General features: G+C 42.6%; 19 protein-coding genes. 9 read left to right on the plus strand and 10 right to left on the minus strand.

What is annotated here, in order from left to right:
• Positions 1 to 100: 100 nt before the first annotated feature.
• The gene (locus QT327_RS17195) at positions 101 to 1,009 is read right to left on the minus strand and encodes a helix-turn-helix domain-containing protein (RefSeq protein WP_289553550.1); all 909 of its coding nucleotides are present in this window, start codon (positions 1,007 to 1,009) and stop codon (positions 101 to 103) included.
• A gap of 131 nt (positions 1,010 to 1,140) precedes the next feature.
• Here QT327_RS17195 and QT327_RS17200 point away from each other — a divergent pair, with 131 nt between their 5' ends.
• The 5 genes from QT327_RS17200 (at position 1,141) to QT327_RS17220 (ending at position 6,873) form a co-directional block, all read left to right on the plus strand.
• Positions 1,141 to 2,736, plus strand: a complete 1,596-nt coding sequence (locus QT327_RS17200) for a GMC family oxidoreductase (protein ID WP_289553551.1) — start codon at positions 1,141 to 1,143, stop codon at positions 2,734 to 2,736.
• A 5-nt stretch (positions 2,737 to 2,741) separates the two neighbouring features.
• The gene (locus tag QT327_RS17205; RefSeq protein WP_289553552.1) at positions 2,742 to 4,223 is read left to right on the plus strand and encodes an aldehyde dehydrogenase family protein; all 1,482 of its coding nucleotides are present in this window, start codon (positions 2,742 to 2,744) and stop codon (positions 4,221 to 4,223) included.
• Positions 4,207 to 4,776: a putative antibiotic biosynthesis monooxygenase gene (locus QT327_RS17210; RefSeq protein ID WP_149105815.1), complete on the plus strand. Its 570-nt coding sequence runs from the start codon at positions 4,207 to 4,209 to the stop codon at positions 4,774 to 4,776. Before QT327_RS17205 ends, QT327_RS17210 begins: the two co-directional genes overlap by 17 nt.
• A gap of 123 nt (positions 4,777 to 4,899) precedes the next feature.
• Entirely contained in the window at positions 4,900 to 5,898 is a 999-nt protein-coding gene (locus tag QT327_RS17215; protein WP_289553553.1) for an MBL fold metallo-hydrolase, read from the plus strand.
• 111 nt (positions 5,899 to 6,009) lie between these two features.
• Positions 6,010 to 6,873 (plus strand): pirin family protein, encoded by an 864-nt coding sequence (locus QT327_RS17220; protein ID WP_130855440.1) that lies wholly within the window; start codon positions 6,010 to 6,012, stop codon positions 6,871 to 6,873.
• A 181-nt stretch (positions 6,874 to 7,054) separates the two neighbouring features.
• On the opposite strand, the gene QT327_RS17225 is transcribed toward QT327_RS17220, so the two are convergent.
• A complete protein-coding gene (locus QT327_RS17225; RefSeq protein WP_130855439.1) occupies positions 7,055 to 8,038 on the minus strand; it encodes a quinone oxidoreductase family protein in 984 nt (327 codons plus the stop codon).
• 177 nt (positions 8,039 to 8,215) lie between these two features.
• Between QT327_RS17225 and QT327_RS17230 the strand changes: the two genes are divergently transcribed.
• Positions 8,216 to 8,818: a Crp/Fnr family transcriptional regulator gene (locus QT327_RS17230; RefSeq protein WP_289553554.1), complete on the plus strand. Its 603-nt coding sequence runs from the start codon at positions 8,216 to 8,218 to the stop codon at positions 8,816 to 8,818.
• Here QT327_RS17230 and QT327_RS17235 read toward each other — a convergent pair.
• Both QT327_RS17235 and QT327_RS17240 read right to left on the minus strand, forming a co-directional pair.
• The gene (locus QT327_RS17235) at positions 8,804 to 9,079 is read right to left on the minus strand and encodes an ABC transporter permease (protein ID WP_354004786.1); all 276 of its coding nucleotides are present in this window, start codon (positions 9,077 to 9,079) and stop codon (positions 8,804 to 8,806) included. The genes QT327_RS17230 and QT327_RS17235 overlap by 15 nt on opposite strands.
• A 326-nt stretch (positions 9,080 to 9,405) precedes the next feature.
• Complete coding sequence (locus QT327_RS17240; RefSeq protein WP_149105818.1) at positions 9,406 to 10,311, minus strand: RpnC/YadD family protein; 906 nt, start codon at positions 10,309 to 10,311, stop codon at positions 9,406 to 9,408.
• A 436-nt stretch (positions 10,312 to 10,747) separates the two neighbouring features.
• Here QT327_RS17240 and QT327_RS17245 point away from each other — a divergent pair, with 436 nt between their 5' ends.
• Both QT327_RS17245 and QT327_RS28310 read left to right on the plus strand, forming a co-directional pair.
• A complete protein-coding gene (locus QT327_RS17245) occupies positions 10,748 to 11,329 on the plus strand; it encodes a hypothetical protein (RefSeq protein ID WP_289553555.1) in 582 nt (193 codons plus the stop codon).
• Positions 11,330 to 11,341: 12 nt separating this feature from the next.
• Positions 11,342 to 11,488, plus strand: coding sequence for a helix-turn-helix domain-containing protein (locus QT327_RS28310; protein WP_354004824.1), 147 nt, complete (start codon positions 11,342 to 11,344; stop codon positions 11,486 to 11,488).
• 43 nt (positions 11,489 to 11,531) lie between these two features.
• On the opposite strand, the gene QT327_RS17250 is transcribed toward QT327_RS28310, so the two are convergent.
• The 3 genes from QT327_RS17250 to QT327_RS17260 all read right to left on the minus strand — a co-directional run bounded on the left by QT327_RS17250 (position 11,532) and on the right by QT327_RS17260 (position 13,445).
• A complete protein-coding gene (locus QT327_RS17250) occupies positions 11,532 to 12,485 on the minus strand; it encodes a homocysteine S-methyltransferase family protein (protein WP_130855428.1) in 954 nt (317 codons plus the stop codon).
• A gap of 70 nt (positions 12,486 to 12,555) precedes the next feature.
• Positions 12,556 to 12,918, minus strand: a complete 363-nt coding sequence (locus QT327_RS17255) for an MmcQ/YjbR family DNA-binding protein (protein WP_289553557.1) — start codon at positions 12,916 to 12,918, stop codon at positions 12,556 to 12,558.
• Positions 12,919 to 13,283: 365 nt separating this feature from the next.
• Entirely contained in the window at positions 13,284 to 13,445 is a 162-nt protein-coding gene (locus QT327_RS17260; RefSeq protein ID WP_289553558.1) for a hypothetical protein, read from the minus strand.
• Between the two features lie 383 nt (positions 13,446 to 13,828).
• Here QT327_RS17260 and mtgA point away from each other — a divergent pair, with 383 nt between their 5' ends.
• Positions 13,829 to 14,614, plus strand: a complete 786-nt coding sequence (gene mtgA / locus QT327_RS17265; RefSeq protein WP_013665571.1) for a monofunctional biosynthetic peptidoglycan transglycosylase — start codon at positions 13,829 to 13,831, stop codon at positions 14,612 to 14,614.
• Here the strand turns inward: mtgA and QT327_RS17270 are convergent.
• The 3 genes from QT327_RS17270 to floA all read right to left on the minus strand — a co-directional run bounded on the left by QT327_RS17270 (position 14,611) and on the right by floA (position 17,074).
• The gene (locus QT327_RS17270; RefSeq protein ID WP_149105325.1) at positions 14,611 to 15,066 is read right to left on the minus strand and encodes an ABC transporter ATPase; all 456 of its coding nucleotides are present in this window, start codon (positions 15,064 to 15,066) and stop codon (positions 14,611 to 14,613) included. The genes mtgA and QT327_RS17270 overlap by 4 nt on opposite strands.
• 239 nt (positions 15,067 to 15,305) lie before the next feature.
• Positions 15,306 to 16,013, minus strand: a complete 708-nt coding sequence (locus QT327_RS17275; protein WP_130856420.1) for an RluA family pseudouridine synthase — start codon at positions 16,011 to 16,013, stop codon at positions 15,306 to 15,308.
• Between the two features lie 74 nt (positions 16,014 to 16,087).
• Positions 16,088 to 17,074, minus strand: a complete 987-nt coding sequence (floA, locus tag QT327_RS17280; protein WP_013665574.1) for a flotillin-like protein FloA — start codon at positions 17,072 to 17,074, stop codon at positions 16,088 to 16,090.
• Positions 17,075 to 17,486 lie beyond the last annotated feature (412 nt).

Raw genomic sequence — 17,486 nt, forward strand, 5'->3', positions numbered from 1 at the left:
ATGACAAAAGTATGTATTAAACCGATCGTTTCAAAATAATTTCATAAAAAGATGTCTTGACCAAGATTATTTTGTACCCCACAGGCAGTTGTGGTTGTTCCTATCTCACTGTTTTTGATGTATTTGTTCGAAATTGCGAGGGTGTTAATCCGCTATGTTTTTTGAAAAATTTACTGAAAAAAAACTGGTTACTGAAGTTTAACTCGGTTGCCACGTTTCCAACGGTCAACGATGAAGTATCCAGCAATATTTTTGCCTCTGCGATTACCATTTCGTTTACCAGCTGACCAACCGACTTGCCGGTCTCTTCTTTAACAACTTTTGTTAAGTGCTTTGGGGATATAAAGATTTTCTCTGCATAAAACTGTACGCTTCTCTCTACCTTAAAATGTACTGCCAACAACTTCAAAAAGCTATTTAGTAAATCCATTCTACGTGTTGACGTCGCACCGTTGTTCGGCCGATGGCGTTTAATGATGGCAGCCAGCTCTAACATAAAAAGATTGAAGCTATGGAACATAAGATCAAATTGGAAGGCATGTTCCTGATTGGCATGGTTGGTCTTAAGCATCAACATCAAGTCGTGTAAAACGCCAGCTTCTTTAGTGCTTAACCGAAAGTGCGGATCGGTATTGGAAGATAGATATTCAAATACATTGATATCCTTTTTATGGATCAAAGACTCTGCATAAAATGTCTTTGTAAATCCTGTACCAATTATGAGGCCGTCAATGCCGGGATGATATTCGTGAATAATCCCGGGGGCGATGATGAACAGGTCATTCGGTTCAAGTTTGTAATCCAACAGATTGTATTTCAAAGAAGTAGTGCCAGCGAGAACAAGCAAGAAAGTAAAGTGATCGCCCCTTACAGGCCTTTCATAGCTCGGCTGCCCGATAATCTCATTCGTACGCGTAACATGGAATTGATCTCCCAAAGATTCCTGTCCCGAAGCCGAATTAATTTCGCCGATCGAGACTATTCGCGTTGAGACATGGGTATCTTTCATTATGTAAAATTAAGACATTTTGTATATAAAACGCAAAAAGGATATATAAAAGCGCCGTTTGTACATGTCATCTGTTTTGCTAAATGTAAAGATTTGTAAAGTCAAAATTCTCTTAGAAAAAATTAAACTAAATGACTAAAAACAAATCATTTACATCGCCAAAAAAAAGGAATAGTCAGCAGATCTATAGCCATATTATTTTAGGTGCCGGATCGGCGGGCGCCGTCTTAGCTAACAGACTGAGCGAAGAAAGTTCATTTAACATTTTACTGTTAGAGGCAGGCTCCATCTATGACGAATTTTCTTATCCCGAATCGGTCGCCAATAGCCAGATACTCGGAGCTGGTGGTGATGCCCGGTACGACTGGGCTTACACAGCCAATAGTCAGAAGGGCGGCGATAAAATTGGCGTACCGCGCGGTAAAATCCTGGGAGGCAGCTCCGCGGTAAACGGGGCCGTAGCGGTCAGGGGTATTCCCAACGATTTTAACCGCTGGGCGGATATGGGTATAGACCATTGGTCGTGGGAGGAAGTGCTACCCTATTTTAAGAAACTGGAAAAATCCAATCTTGAGGATAGCCAATGGCATGGGCATTCGGGTTACTTCCCAATCAATCAACTACGCAAGTCCGATCTGTCCCCGATGCAGCAGGCCTTCATAGAGGCGGCCAAAGCAAACAACTATCCTGAAGTTACCGATTTTAACGGCGAAAAACAATATGGCGTAGGCCCCTACCCAGTAAATATTATCAATGGTATCCGGATGAACACAGGGATGACCTACCTGGATATTTTCGTGAGAGAACGGCGTAACCTAAGCATTGAAGGTGATGTGCTGGTGGACAGGGTATTGTTCAAAAACAACAAGGCTGTTGCTGTACAACTTGCGGATGGACGCGTATTTCATGGCGGCGAGATCATCGTATCCGGTGGCACCTACGGCTCAGCAGGAATACTGATGCGTTCGGGCATTGGTCCCGCCTCCGTCCTGAAAGATTTAGACATATCGGTTGTCGCGGATCTCCCTGTAGGCAGGCAAATCTTAGATCACCCCTTTTACTTCAATACCTACGCAGCAGATCCGAAGACGATTGGCCGTCTCTCTCCGGTTACGGGTGTCAATCTATGGACGAGAAGCTCTTATGCATCAAAGGATGAGCTCGATATCCACATCACTGCAGGCCATTTATTTAATCCCGATACGAGCCCCACGAAAGCAGGTTATGTCTTCGGCGTGGCCTTGACCAATCCCAAATCAAGGGGTACTATAAAGATTGTCGGCAACAACCCGGAAGATGCACCGATCATAGACCTGAATTTCCTGGCGGAAGAAGAAGACCGTAAAAGGCTCATTGAAGGAATCAGGCTTGCGCAAAAGATCGGTCAAACAGAACCACTGAAAAATCTTTCGGTCGGCGAGCTGAATCCCGGCCCTGAAGCATATAATGATGACCTTCTTTTGGCATCGATAAAAGCAACGCTCCAAACGTATAATCACCCCATGGGCTCGGCGCCCATGGGGCCGTTAGGGAGTGCTGAAGCTGTTGTGGATTTTTCCGGAAAAGTTCATGGTATCGAAGGCCTACGGGTGGTGGATGCGTCCATTTTACCAGGTTTTATATCTACGGGGCCCAACGTAACGGTGATCATGATGGCTGAGAAAATTGCCGATGAGATGAAAGAAACAGGAGCAAATGCAAAGGTAGTGTCAAAAAACAAGTATTAACAGTGATGGAAAATTCAACAAAAGAAATGGTATCTACCAAAGAGAAACAGGTAAAACTAAACTGGATTAACGGAGAATGGCTGGACAGTAAAATTTATAGAAACAGCGTTAATCCGGCAAGCGGAGAAATAATCGGTCGCTATGCCGATGGCAACCAATCGATTGCCGCGCAAGGTATCCGGGCCGCAAAATCTGCCTTCGAAAAAAGCGAATGGAAAGAAAACCGCCATCTACGATCCCGCGTATTGAACGAGCTTGCCCATGCCTTTGAGATTTATGCCGAACGTTTAATCAGGATGCTCTCTCTTGAAAATGGAAAAATAGCGAAGGAAGCTGCCATGGAGATTTCGGGTGTCCCATCAAAATTACGGTACTATGCTGCAGTGGTTCTGACCCATAGCGGACGCGCACTGGAATCTCGTCCAGGTGCTTTCAGTATGGTTCTGGAAGAACCGATAGGTGTGGCCGGAATCATAGCACCCTGGAATTCACCGGTGATTCTCATGATCCGGTCGCTGGCACCGGCATTGGCCGCGGGCTGCACAGCGATTATTAAAATGCCCGGACAAACAGCGCAGGTCAATGCGTTGATATGTGAAGTTTTTGCATCGGTAAAGAGCTTGCCTAAAGGGGTCATTAACCAGTTTACAGAAAGTGGACATGAAGGAGCAGCATTAATTATCAGTTCTCCGGATGTTCCTACCATTAGCTATACAGGCAGTACGGCAACCGCGAAGATTATGATGGCAAACGGTGCAGCGCACCTCAAACGTTTTGGCTTTGAACTGGGAGGCAAAACACCGATGATTGTTTTCGATGATGCCAATCTGGATGTGGCATTGCCCATCTTGGAAAAGGCCATTACCATTTTCGCAGGACAGTTCTGCATGACCGGTAGCAGAATTTTGGTTCAGAGAAATATTGCAGAACGATTTATAGCAGATTTTACCGAAAGACTTCTGCGTGTTAAAGTAGGTTCGGCTGCAGATCCCGAAAGTGATATGGGACCATTGATTGATGAAAGCAATTTAATGCGTGTGGATCGCCTCGTGGAACAGGCAATTAATGAAGGTGCCGAAGTGCTGCTTCGTGGCGGTAAAGTGTTAGACGGAAGCTTGGCAGCAGGCTCCTTTTATCGCCCTGTTTTATTACGTGTTACCGACAACAAAATGGCTATTGTACAGGAAGAAACCTTTGGCCCGGTAGCTACTGTACAGATTTTTGATACGGCCGAAGAGGCAATTAAGTTAGCAAACGATAATCCATATGGTTTGGCGGCATCGGTCTGGAGCAGCCATGTGGATCTGCCTTTAAAGGTAAGCCGAAAACTGGATGCGGGCACGGTGTGGATAAACGATTGGGCAAAGATCAACGATGAGATAGAGGAAGGCGGCTTTAAAATGAGTGGTCTGGGACGTTTAAACGGCCTAGCGGCGATGCATGAATTTATTCAATTCAAACACATCTACCATGATGCGGGCATCTGATTTACCGGTAATCACGATCATAGAGCTAACGCCCAAAGCTCCTTACAAAGAAGAAGCCCTTGAAGCGATTCAGACAATCAGCCTGGCCGCTGCAGGCTTCCATGGATATCAATCCGCGGACATTTTTGAAAAGGTGACGGCTGGCGGATCCATTGTATTTGCCATTATTCTACGATTTGACACTTATGCCAATCTGACCTCCTGGAATGATTCGGAGCAAAAAGCGCGGCAGATCGCTTTAAGTAAAAACTTATTTAAAGAGGTGACACCGGAAGTTAAACTCACCGGTCTGGAATTCTGGTTTGAAAACAAACAACAAGAGGGAGTAATGCAACCCACTAAATGGAAGATGCTGATTATCACCGTCTGTATCATATTTACACTTTTACATACGCTTATGCCCTTTATTAGACAATTATTGAGGCCAATTGGAATGCCTCAAATGATAAACACCTTGGTCGGGATTATCATGATGGTTACGCTCATGACTTATGTGGTGATGCCTTTTATTACCAGGATCTTCAGTAAATGGTTATTCAAATCCAAAGGATAAACACGGTAATTTTTTAAACACTTATATTATACATTCAATTATTATGAAGCATTCACAAATCGAAGAAAAACACGGTAAACATGGAGATTTTTTTCACACGAAGCATGGTTTCGAAAAGGCAGATTGGCATCAGCATGCCCCCTCACCTCAACAGTTCCAGCAGCATACCTGAGCAGTCCTGAATTTATCAAAAATGGCTATCACTGTGAAGAGCTAAAGGACGGCTTTTATTGGGTAACCAGTGGTGGTTATGATGCTGCTTTTCTTGTAACGGATGAAGGCGTCATTGCAATAGACGCACCGCCCATTCTCGGTGAAAATATGCTGGCCGCTATAGAAGCTGCAACGGACAAACCTATCACAAAGGTGATTTACAGCCATTGGCACTCCGATCATATTGGTGCGGCAGCCATGTACGGCCCCGATGTTGAGATCATAGCCCATGAAATCACCAAAGAATTGCTTACGCGTTTTCCTGATCCCTTGCGACCTATTCCAACTACGATATTTAGCGACAGTTATGTGGTGGAACTTGGCGGTGAAAAACTCGAGCTTAGCTATAAAGGTGCTAACCATTGCCCCGGTAACATCTTTATTTATGCACCGAAACAAAAGGCGCTTACCAAGATTGACATTGTGAGTCCGGGCTCCTGTACTTTCATGCATTGTGATGCCTCGGAGAACATCAGTGGTTGGATTGAGGCGCACGAGCAAATTTTGGAATTTGATTTTGATTTTTTAGTGGGAGGACATATCACACGCTGGGGAACCCGCGAAGATGTGCGTACATCACTGGAATACTTTCAAGATATGCTCGGTTTTGCGCAAGAGGCACTGAAAGAGTTTTGCACGCCCGTTGGAGCAGCTGTTTTCTTCTCAACTTCTCCCGCTGACCAATATTCCGTGGGCACGGAAAACTGGATCAACTCGATGGTCAATTATGTTACGGACAAAATGCTGTCAAAGATTACCTCGAATGGCCAAAAGTGGGAGGAGCGCCTTGCAGGTGTAACCACTAACACCAAATATCACGCATACACCATTGTGGAATCTACAAGAACGGAAAGGAGTCATTGGGGCTATCAGAAAAGGGGTACAGGAGGAACTAACTATTTTGTTTAATTTTCTCAGACACGTGTCCTGTCTTGTGATAATGGGAGAAACTCTGCTCCCAAATACTGAAGAAGAAAAGCCATTAAAGGGGTTTTTATTAAAACATAAACAGATCAAAAGATGAATCGCAAAATTGTAAGAATAGTACAGCCAAAAGCAAACCAGGGCTTTTTAGGCGTGGGCCATACGGCTATTCAGGTTGTTGAAGGCAGTGACTTTCAGCAAACGGATCCCTTTATCGTAATGATGGATGATCAGCTCGATTTACCGGGGCATGGTGTTGTTGGAGGGCCACATCCTCACGCCGGATTTGAAATTGCCACACTTGTGCTGGAAGGAAGCCCGGAGACTGATTTTGAAACAGGTAGCTTGGAATGGCTGACGACCGGAAGCGGCATCGTACATACGGAAGAAATTAAAACCAAAGTAAAATTAAGGATTTTACAATTGTGGCTGGTGCTGCCGAAAACCAAAAGGTGGACAGCCCCCAAATGGCAAAAACTTCCCTTCAAAAATGTGCCATCCAAAAAAACAGGTCGGTCTGAAATCTACGTTTACAGTGGAAGCGCATTTGGTTTAACATCTCCCATTACCTCTGAAACCCCTATCACGATCGTTCTGTTCAAATTGGATAAAAATGATAAGGTTACGCAACAGCTTCCAACAAACTTCAATGGTTTTATTTATATGCTTGAGGGAAGTATGCTAGCGGGTGGAGAAGCGACACCTATAGAGAAACAGCAGGTTGTCTGGTTGGACAGGTCTACGGAAGAAGGGGATAGTAAGATTGATTTTATCGGTGGCGCCGAGGGTGGAAGCTTTGTGCTGTATGCCGGAGAACCGCAAAGAGTACCCATTATCAGCTATGGCCCATTTGTCGTCGACAGGGAAGAAGAAATTAAGCCGCTCTTTCAGGATTTTAAAGCGGGTAGAATACCTCATTTAAAAAACCTTCCAGAAAGTCAGGTCGTTTACCATGGCTGAGCCATTGGTAAAACGTCTTGGCTTTATGCTCACGGTTTTATTTTCTTTTACCCTACATAGCCAACGCCCTTTCCGTCAAATCCATTTGTAAATGGTCGTCCGGTTGATCCCCCTTTAAAGAGGATCATCCGGATATGCCATTTATTTACCGATCAAACCAATCGGTGATTACCCCTTTCCATCAAGGATGAAGAATGATAGATCCGGTTGTCTTACCCTCTTCCAAATCACGATGAGCAACGGCAGCATCTTTCAGTGCATAAACAGTTGGCGTTATCGTACCTAATGATCCATCGCGCCAGGCATCAAATAGTTCACGCGTGGCCAATTCCCTACTATACATATCCGGCAGATACTGTTGCAGAGCAGGCCGCACTAGCCGAATTTGTCTTTTCGATAAATAGTTCATATCCAAATGCGGATTACCGGAAGCCATACCAAAAAGAACCGCGGTACCACCATTCTTTAATAACTTAACTGAGATTTCAAAGGTCGCTTTGCCGACACCATCAAATACCGCATCGATCCGCTGATTTCCAATCAGCTCCTTTACTTTAGCCCCCAAATCCTGTGTTTCCATCACAATCACATGATCGACCCCGTTATCGGACGCGATTGCTCTCTTTGCCTCGGTTCCTACTGTACCGATTACGGTGGCCCCAAGCGCTTTTGCCCATTTACTCAACAATGAACCAACACCTCCTGCGGCGGCATGCACGAGAATAATGTCTCCCGGTTTTACGGCATAGATCTGCCTGATCAGCATACGGGCAGTAAGTCCCTTGGCCAAGATCGATGCGGCTTGATCATAGGAGATGTCGTCGGGTAACTTGACCAGGTCTTCCACCTTCACCAGCCGCTTTTCGGCATACGAACCTAATGAATTGTAATAAGCAACCCGATCGCCTTCTTTAATAGACGTGACACCGCTACCGACATGTTCTACTATTCCTGCGGCTTCCCCGCCGATCGTTGCCGGAAAAGACATGATCGGGAAAGTCCCGTTTCTATACATGATATCAACGAAATTGATAGCAATTGCTTTCTGACTGATCAAGATCTCGTGCGCTCCAGGTTCTTGTACCTCTTGGATGGAATATTGTAAAACTGCGGGAGGGCCCTGTGATTCGATGCGGACTACACCGCTTTTATATATTTTCTTCATATTGTAAGGCTGATTGCTCAGCGTTGGTTTATTCAAAGTTGAGACTTTATAAGTGGCATGAAAATGACATATGCAGTAAATTATCCTTGACATATGTCAAGAATATCTTGATTCACGATTAGCATCCTGCCTGTTAATTCCTTACTTTTGATTGCTCTTAAATAATCATCTGCGTATATGGGTTTACACGAACCGTCATTTGAAGTGCTTTTTTCGTATATTGAATCGAGATCGTCTCTATTACTCGATGATAATGATCGAGCGCTTATAAAACAGGCATTTAAACAAAAGAACCTAAGAAAACGACAATATCTTTTGCAGGAAGGTGATATTTGCAAGTACATGGCATTTGTAGTGAAAGGCGCAGGTAGGATGTATACAATTAATAAAAATGGGCAGGAGCACACGATTCGTTTTGCTATAGAATCCTGGTGGCTTGGAGATGAAGAGAGCTTTAGGCTGGGGACGCCGTCAATCTATACTATTGAGCTGACCGAAGACGCTGAAGTGCTGTTGGTAACAAAAGACAATCTTGACCAACTCTACGATCAAGTTCCCGCTATTACCCATATGACTCGCAAAATCGATCAAAAACGTGCTATCGCCACCCAAAAGCGTCTACAGGATACCATCAGCTTAGAAGCCGAACAGCGCTATCTACGTCTTGAAGAAACTTATCCCGAAATAGTACGCCGATTCCCGCAGGCAATGGTTGCCTCTTATCTGGGGATATCAGCCGAAACACTTAGTCGGGTTAGAAAAAAACTATTGCAGAAATAAGCGATGCTCAATCTTTCCTTGTAGGATGGCTTTAAATGAACGATCCATCGTCCACCATGCGATAGGTGTAACGATGGTACAGGATAACATAACAAGCTTGATAAAGTCGGTCGATATTAGCTTGACAATGCCCATTACACTTGCCCCCAGCACCTTGCGTACGCCGATTTCCTTTTGACGCTGGAGCGTGCTATAAGCAGCAAGTGCCGATAACCCCATGCAGGAAATGAAAATAGTCAATAAGGCAAAATAGAAAAACAACTTCAGATTATCCAGGAAAAATACACGGGGCTGTTAGAAAAACACAATATGCTTCTAGAAGAAAACAATGAGCTCAAATATCGGTTATCGGAGTTAAAGCAAAAGTTGATTAAGAAGTAGGAAGCTTTCGAACTTAATTTATAGTGCTTAATAGAAAAAGCCGCCTCTAAACAAGAAACGGCTTCAATATATCTACAAATACCTGATGCTTAATTCTTCTTCTTTTTAGCCAAATCGGCACGGACTTTTTGGACGAAGTTTAGTGATATTGAAGGTATTCACCACGATCGAGTCAATACTCAAATCGTTTTATCATAGTTAGTGCACTATTTCAATTTCTCGATTTCCTTAAGGGAAAGTTTAGTGAATTTGGCGATTTGACTGTTAGGCAAACCATCTTTTTTCATTTCTTTGGCAATGGCAATAGCTTCTTCACGTTTACCCTTGTTTCTTTCCTGCTGTTTTACTGTTTCTATTATTCCCATATCAATTGTTCCTCCTGATAACTTTTCAACCTCTGTATCAAAGATACGATTAATTCTTTCATTTTCAATGTAAATAAAATTCTTTAGAAATACCAAAAAACTTAATATACGGTCGCGATCATATTTATGGGCAATCAATGCTTTGGCTATAACAAGCCGTTCATTCCCCAATACTTCATCAGGTATTTTACCTTCAAGAAGGGACTTTTGACAGGCAAGTACTACAAGGGAAAACGGATTGTCCATAAGCAGTAGTTCCTCTTCGTCATTGTCAAATATATGGTACGCCCGATAACGGAAACTGATTGTGGTATCAAGTATCTGATGCCAATATTCCTTTGGCCTTTTTTGATTCCTATCTCCGGTAAATACAGCGACTGTTGCGACGGAGATATTGTACCGGTCCCATATCCTATAATGGTATTGATAAATACGTTTGGCAAAGTCCTGATCGTTACCTCCCTCCAGTTCGGTATTGATCAGAATATGTTTATCAGTCCCGTCCTTCATATGTACCTTTACCAACAGATCGGCAATGCGTTTATCACTATTGCGCTCCCTGTTGGGAATGATCGACAATAATTCCTTATCCATGAATACCAGCTTATGGTTAAAATCAAACAGATCATCTGCATTTGGATAAAGAAACCGTAAGAACTCGGAAAACCATTCTTCAAACGCGCCTTTCAGAAGCTCATCGTTTTTCTTTCTAGGTTTTCTCTCGGTTTGATTTTTATAATTGGTCATATGCAAATTTAACGAAAATGTTCTAAGATGTTTCCACTTATGAACGAAGATTCTAAACCTGAAAATATTGGTGCCCACATAAAGCAATTGGCCTACCTTTGCCCAAAACCAATGTCATATGAACATAAGTAAACTGATTTATATAGCCACATCCAATCCGTAAAAGAAAAAAAACAGCATGCCACCCGTGAAGATTATTCTTGAGCATAATGAGCCCCATTTAAATCGCTTGAGTTTCTTTAGATATAGCGCTTTATGAAGCAAGCCTCATGTAACTTGAACAAATATCCATACTACATTGAAGTGTACTGATTTACACTGATTTTGACAATACAACTTTTAACCAAGTTTCCACTTCTTGTACCAATCTCAAAGTGTTATTTCCCTGACAGTGTGCATCAGCACCCGTCTCAGCATCAAGAGTAATTAGCTTTTTTTGATCGTTTTCTATCGCTTTTATTTCAAAAATGTTGTACAGGAACCAGATACGATTTCCAATACCCAGACGGAAAAACCTGTTGTACATATTTTTCCCTATTCGGCAACACGAATAAGCAACTTTAAGAAAGGAGAAAAGGTACAGATGCTTTGCGTGATTATCCGTATTCCATATTTACAGGCGTTATTAGGAACAGAAGCCGAAAACTTTAATTTTCTTTTGAACAACTATCATCATATTCTTATTGAAGAAATTCTGACAGATGATATTGTACGTCTTGTTACAGAAATCATCTACTCCAAACGACAAGAAGTATTAACAGATTTCAACTACCGTATTGTTTCTTTGCAATTGATTTTTAGCTTATTCAAAAGTCTTAGCAAACGTGACCAAATTAAATTCCAAAAGTTAAATGAAGGGGATATAATTTCTATTTATAAAGTCAAAGAAAGATTGATTCACGATTTATCACAACCAGTTACTATAGAGGAACTTTCCAAAATCGCAGGAATGAATATTAACAACATGAGAAAATTATTTATCCAGATATTTGGTATGGGAATCTATGACTATTTCTAGAAAAATCGACTGCTGGAAGCAGCAAAAATGCTGAAAAATCAAAAAATTTCTGTCTCAGAAGTCGGCTATTTGTTAGGTTTTGAAAATCTTAGCCATTTTACACGCATGTTTGAGCGATATATTGGCATGAAACCAAAGGCTTACAGCATGTTAAACTAGAATATAACATACACTATACAATAAAATAATCGAACTTGATCGTTCAGGAGGACGCTTTGACCTCACGCGCAATGGCTATAATATGCTCTTCGTCGGTGCCACAGCACCCGCCGAATACGTTTAGCTGACTGAAAGCTGCTTTCAGCTTTTTATGTTCGATGGCGAGGTTTTGCGGACTCCCTCTATCCAATTCCGTCGCTTCATCCAATTCTGCATGGCTTTTGCAGGAAGCATTTGCCCGCAGGCCCCTGATACGCTTTGTCCAGTATTCGTTTCTACCCGATTCCAATTCGTTGAAAAAATGACTCGGGTGCGCACAGTTGATCATGAAGTAAAGCGGAGGCTGGGATACGTTTTTATCAACTTGATTAATAGCCTCCTTCAGGCTCATTCCGGTTGGCAGTTTACCGTCCGTTTCCACCGTGAAGGAAACTACCGTCGGAAGACCAACAGCGGCCGATGCGCGGGCAATGCCGATAGCTTCTTCCACATAATTCATGGTAATTGCAGAAACCATATCGACTGGGGTTTGGCTAAAAACAACTATCTGCCTGGCATGATATTTCTGGGCTTCTTCAGCGGTCATTTTATGTTCCGGTACATAGCCGTCACCGCGTGGGCCAACGCATCCGCTAAGGACAATATTGTCGATGTCGTTTTCAAACTCCTTTTTTAGATCGTTAAGGAGTTGGACTGCTTTTTCGTTCACGTCTACAATTGCCGATCCGGGATATCCTACCCTTTCCATCCAATCCGGATTTGCCCGCCAAGTAGGGCTTTCCAGGATAAAACCCATTCCGAAATCCTTGGAGATGTTCAAATAGCGCTTATAGTAATCCCTAAGTGCGTGATAGCCCTTTTCATCTTTCAAGAGATCAAAAGCAGCAAAACAAGGCAGCTCATGGCCCAGAAGGAAAACCAATGTCGTTTCCAAACCTCCGTCGGTTAAGTACAGATTGGAAGTTCCATTTGGTAATACGGTATTTACAGTAGCCATGTATAAAAATTTTGATATGCTTGGCAACCGACGGCTTTACGGAGGAGTGTTTGGAAGCGCCAAACAAGCTTCAATCAGACCCGTGCCGCAGGTGCTCATATTCATTCACCGCTCGTTTGGTAGCGCGGGCAAACCAGCCTTCCAGCAATACCTTATTCAATTCGTCGGGGTCGGCGGAAGCCAGCGCAATCAGTACATAGTCATAGCCATCGAAATGTGAAGTTGTAAAATAAATGGTGGGATCCTTTTTCAGCCAAAAATCCTTTTTTTTGGTATAAACGGCTATCGATTCGTAATCATCCTGAATGCGGGCAAATATCTTGTTGCCTGCGTAAAAGGCCGGTGTCCCGTGACAGAGTCTTTCCTGTACTTCCGGTAGGGCGGACACTGCTCGGCGGATGACGTGGAGAAAAAACGGGTAATCTGTTTGCATAATTTTGTTTATTCTTAGTTATCCAGCCTCACTGTATGCAGTTAATTTGCCGTGCATCTGTGCCACAGTTTACCGATTATTCTTGCAGCGACGGTATTAGCATAGATATGAACGGTTGCGTCACTTTTCTGCTTTCGTCACATCCAGGATGAACTGCATAATATATCACCAAATATACGCCATCTGCATTAAAGTAGATTACGTTGATGACAACTTTATACCTTTCTTTTATCAGTTGGTTCCTGTTCGCAGAGATGAAATAAAAGTTAGCTAAACGGTAGGAAGCTTTCGAACTTAATTTATAGTGCTTAATAGAAAAAGCCGTCTCTTCCATCACCCGTTAACCGAAAAAACAAAAAGAGATATCAGTCATCCCTAAGCGAGTTTATAGGATTTTCCACTGCCGCCCGAATAGCTTGCGAGCTTACCGTAAGCAAGGCAATGCATACCGCAATAAAGCCGGAAAGTGCAAACATCCACCATGCAATATCAATATGGTAAGCAAAGTTCGCTAGCCAGCGATTCATTATGTGCAAATGCTTTGCTGCTCGTTGCCTCGGTATCCTCCAAGGCCGTTTTTCCCACGCACATGCCCCTTGGTCAAAGCTAGAGCTAATTCGTCCGGTTAAAAGTAAAGACTCTCCGTTCTAAAAAAATGCCGCCTCCAAAATTTACAGCTAGCACTAGGAGGCACTACCATTCCTGTAAATTTTGAAGCGGCGAGCTTTCTTTGCTTCTTTTCTTTCGCGGAGAAAGAAAGAAGTTAAAATAATCGTTCTTTTAACATTAACACCTTCATCACATATTAAAAACGATTTCCTTGCGGATATAATAATACACTATGAGATAATCACAATTTATTTTTAGGTTTGCAGCCAAATTACGAAAAGTCAACACTACCTCTTATCAAATGGCAATTAAAAGGACACCGAAAAAGAATCAATTTCGGAATAAAAGTTCATATAAACATAAAAATAGTAAAACCTTTCCTGTTAAAGATCGACTGCTAACGCTTCTTCAACAAAGAAAATTCGGGGTTTTCTTAGCATATGTGACCTTGTACTTTATTATTATTACAGGTGGCTGGGTGCTGATTTTTCGTTTTGTCAACCCACCTTTCACCTTGCTCATGTTACAACGAGGCGTTGAACGCAAATTTGATGGAAAGGACTGGAAGTTGGAAAAGCGTTGGGTAAGCTATGACGAATTGTCTGACAATTTAAAACGAGCAGCAATTGCCGGAGAAGATGCTAATTTTATGCAACATGTCGGTTTTGATATCAAAGCGATACGAGAGGCTTATAAAAAGAACCAGGCAGGAAAGGCAATGCGAGGGGGGAGTACCATTAGCCAGCAAACCGCAAAAAATGTTTTCTTATGGCCCGGTCGTTCTTGGCTCCGAAAAGGTTTTGAAAGTTATTTCACGATGTTAATTGAATTATTGTGGGGTAAGAAGCGAATCTTGGAAGTTTATCTCAATGTGATTGAAACCGGCGACGGGCTTTATGGTGCACACGCAGCCACTCACGCGTATTTTAGCAAAGCGCCCACATCACTTACAAAAAAACAAGCCGCCTTGATCATCGCTGTACTGCCAAATCCCCGACGTTGGTCGCCAGCCAGGCCCACTTCTTACATTAATAGAAAAGCGAATGCGATTGTTCGCTATATGGGACACAGCAGCATTCCCGATTAAGCAAATACACGGGCATGCCAACTATCTTTAAACGGAACTTCCCACTTGGTTTTCAAATCCTCCCCGTTATCCACTAAGTTGTTAAAAACCATGGTATCTTCGTTAATTCGTCCAGTCGCCAACAGTTGCTCGAAAGTGGCGCGAGGTACAACGTGAATGTCGTCTCCCCTGCGATAAGCGATTTGCATCCGATCAAATAAGGAGATGTTTAACTCGCTTTCCAGCTCTTTCAATAGATGAACTGATTTATCAATTGAGCAGCCGCTTGGCAGCACCTGCGATAAGTCGACACTTATAATGATAAATAAATGATATCGGATTTCGACCCTTGCTGTCAGTTTTTCTTTGTGTGCTTTCCATTGATCGGTAAAAGCTTCCAATTTATTGAGTATACGTGCTTCTTCCCCTTCTGAGAAAGATTTAGCCGCTTGATATATCCAAATTCGTTCCATACTTTGCAAAGTAAAAATTCAAAAGTAAAAATTCAAAAGCCTGCCGGCCCTACAGATAGTACTTCACTACTCCCTATTAACTACTCACTAATTAACTACTTAACGATTCGGGTACTTCGCTGTTCACTAATTCAAAAGTAAAAATTCAAAAGCAAACCTGCCTACGGTAGGCAGGAAGTAAAAAGGCAATTCATCACTCATCACTCATCGCTCATCATTCATAATTCATCACTACTCAACTACTCCCCAAAAACCTCAAAACGTTCCCAAAAGCCATCTCTGGGTAAAGAGGCAAAAATCTTCACCTCTTCCTTTTTCACGGGATGTTCAAAAACAAGCTTTCGGGCATGCAAGCAGATGCTCTTCTTTAAACTTCCACGAGGGTATCCATACTTATTGTCACCCACGATTGGGCAATTTAGTGAAGCTAGTTGAACGCGGATTTGATGAGGGCGGCCTGTAACCGGATTCACCTCAACTAAGTAATAACCATTCAGCTCACCAATCAACTTATAATGCAGTTCCGCCCGGAGGCTTCCCTTTACTTCATGATCATAAGCCTTCGTTACATTTTTACCTGAATTTTTTACAAGCCAGTGAACCAAAGTTCCGGCAGTTTGAGCAGGCCTGTTACGAACTACTGCCCAATAAGTTTTATGCATCTCCCTGCTTTTGAACATCTTATTGATTCGGTCGAGTGCCTTGCTCGTTTTTGCAAATAAAATGACCCCGCTTACCGGGCGATCCAGGCGATGCACTACACCGAGAAATGCGCCGTTTGGCTTATTGTATTTTTTGGCAAGATATTGTTTTACTTTTTCATCCAGCGGTTCATCTCCTGTGTCATCCACTTGTACGATATCACCCGCACGCTTATTAACAGCGATCAGGTGATTATCCTCGTAAAGTATATCGCTATCCGTGATGGGTCGATTTGCATTACTCATATAACATGCAAAGTTAGGAAAACGTTTTAAGTTATACGTTGTATGTTATAAGCGTTTATATACTAGTGGGGATGTTACTTGTTTTTTCCTTTGTTTTCAGCACCGGGTTTAGCAATGGATTCGCGCATATCCGTATCGGCTTGTATATTTTGCATTTTATAATAGTCCATTACCCCTAAATTTCCGCTCCGAAAGGCCTCTGCCATGGCAAGCGGAATCTGTGATTCAGCCTCGATTACTTTCGCACGTGCCTCTTGTGCTTTTGCACGCATTTCCTGCTCGGAAGCTACTGCCATTGCTCTTCTTTCTTCGGCTCTGGCATTAGCAACCTTTAAATCAGCCTCCGCCTGATCGGTTTGCAATTTTGCACCAACGTTTTCTCCAATATCAATATCGGCAATGTCAATGGAAAGGATTTCGAAAGCAGTACCACTGTCTAGGCCCTTTTCCAGCACTGTTTTAGAGATTCTATCAGGGTTCTCCAAAACTTCTTTGTGATTATTAGCGGAACCGATTGTGGTAACAATACCTTCGCCCACTCTTGCTAAAATTGTTTCTTCGCCTGCACCGCCAACCAATTGGTTAATATTTGCACGCACCGTTACACGAGCTTTGGCGACCAGTTGTATCCCATCCTTTGCAACTGCTGCGACAGGAGGTGTATTGATTACACGTGGATTTACCGACAACTGAACGGCGTCAAATACATCCCTACCGGCTAGATCAATAGCTGTTGCTAATTTAAAATCAAGAGGAATATTAGCTTTATCAGCAGATATTAGTGCTTTTATCACATTATTTACATTTCCACCAGCCAAATAATGGGTCTCAATATCATTAGAAGTAATATTTAACCCTGCTTTGGTTGAGGTAATCATGGCATTAACCACTAAAGAAGGTGATACCTTGCGTAGCCGCATAAGTACTAGATTCAGTAGATTGATACGTACTCCCGAAAGTTGTGCCGTAAACCATAAGTTCACCGGTAATATATAAAGGAGCAAAAACAGCGCGATGATAGCTCCTACAATCATGAGTATGGGAGATAAAGACGGATCCATAAGTTTAATAGTTTTGAGGTTAAGCCCTAAAGATAAGGTTTTACACCCTGATTGAGAAATTAATAGCACAATTTTAGTTGTTTGGCTTTCTAAATGCGTCTATTTTAATGGTATTGAAGTTGCTTCCGTGGAATTCGGATAGTAATATTCAATCGAATGTTAAGATTAAAAGAACGATTATTTTTGTCACTTTCTTCCGCAGAAAGTAACCAAAGACTCGTCGCTTGGAACTTTGCTTTAAACGATAGTGCATCAACGTGCAAACCGCAAATTTCCTAGGCGACATTTTCCAAGGCCAACGATCGATGCATTTAACCGGACGTATCATTTCTTCAGCCCTCAATTTAGCACTGTGCGTGGGCAGAATGGCCTTGGAGGATACCGAGGCAACGAGCAGCAAAGCATTTGCACT

It is taken from the genome of Olivibacter sp. 47, from assembly GCF_030372825.1.
GTDB classification, from domain to species: domain Bacteria; phylum Bacteroidota; class Bacteroidia; order Sphingobacteriales; family Sphingobacteriaceae; genus Olivibacter; species Olivibacter oleidegradans.